Origin of the sequence: Bacillus haynesii (assembly GCF_001969855.1) — a bacterium.
GTDB lineage: Bacteria > Bacillota > Bacilli > Bacillales > Bacillaceae > Bacillus > Bacillus haynesii.
Map to the genome: position 1 here is coordinate 1 of NZ_MRBL01000065.1, position 1,138 is coordinate 1,138.

The 1,138-nt window shown below is 49.1% G+C and carries 1 protein-coding gene; it reads left to right on the forward strand.

Features of this window, described 5'->3' with window-relative positions; translation table 11 throughout:
• The coding region (gene rnjA, locus BTA31_RS22260) for a ribonuclease J1 (RefSeq protein ID WP_076794309.1) at positions 1 to 1,138 on the forward strand (1,138 nt) is incomplete at both ends.

Here is a 1,138-nt window from a genome sequence, read left to right on the forward strand (position 1 = left end):
TTGGGGAAATCGGCAAAAACACGTACGGGGTCCAGTTCCAGGACGAGATCGTGCTCATCGATGCGGGGATTAAGTTTCCGGAAGACGAGCTTCTCGGAATCGACTATGTCATCCCCGACTACACTTATTTAGTCAAAAACGAAGAAAAAATCAAAGGTCTTTTTATTACGCACGGCCACGAAGACCACATCGGCGGAATTCCGTACCTGCTCAAACAGGTGAACATTCCAGTTTACGGCGGACAGCTCGCCATCGGCCTTCTCAGGAAGAAGCTTGAAGAGCACGGTCTGCTGCGCCAAACAAAGCTTCATATCATTGAAGAAGACGATATCGTCAAATTCAGAAAAACGTCGGTTTCTTTTTTCAGGACGACCCACAGCATTCCGGACTCATACGGGATTGTCGTAAAAACACCGCAAGGAAACATCGTACATACCGGTGACTTTAAATTCGATTTTACACCGGTAGGCGAACCCGCCAACTTGACCAAGATGGCCGAAATCGGAAAAGAAGGCGTGCTTTGCCTGCTTTCAGACAGCACAAACAGTGAAATCCCTGATTTCACGATGTCAGAGCGCAAAGTCGGAGAAAGCATTGATGATATTTTCCGAAAAGTCGAAGGCCGGATCATCTTCGCAACCTTCGCGTCAAACATCCACCGCCTGCAGCAGGTGATCGAAGCAGCTGTTGCAAACGGACGGAAAGTTGCCGTATTTGGGCGAAGCATGGAGTCGGCGATTGAAATCGGTCAAACGCTCGGGTATATTAAGTGTCCGAAAAATACTTTTGTTGAAGCGAATGAAATCAATAGGCTTCCTGCCGGCAAAGTGACGATTCTCTGTACCGGAAGCCAAGGTGAACCGATGGCTGCACTATCTCGAATTGCAAACGGCACACACCGGCAAATCTCCATCAATCCTGGGGATACGGTCGTATTTTCATCATCTCCGATCCCGGGCAATACGATCAGCGTCAGCCGCACGATTAACCAGCTTTACCGGGCGGGTGCCGATGTCATCCACGGAGCTGTGACTAACATTCATACATCAGGACACGGCGGACAGGAAGAGCAAAAGCTGATGCTCCGCCTCATCAAGCCAAAGTTTTTCATGCCGATTCACGGTGAATACAGAATGCA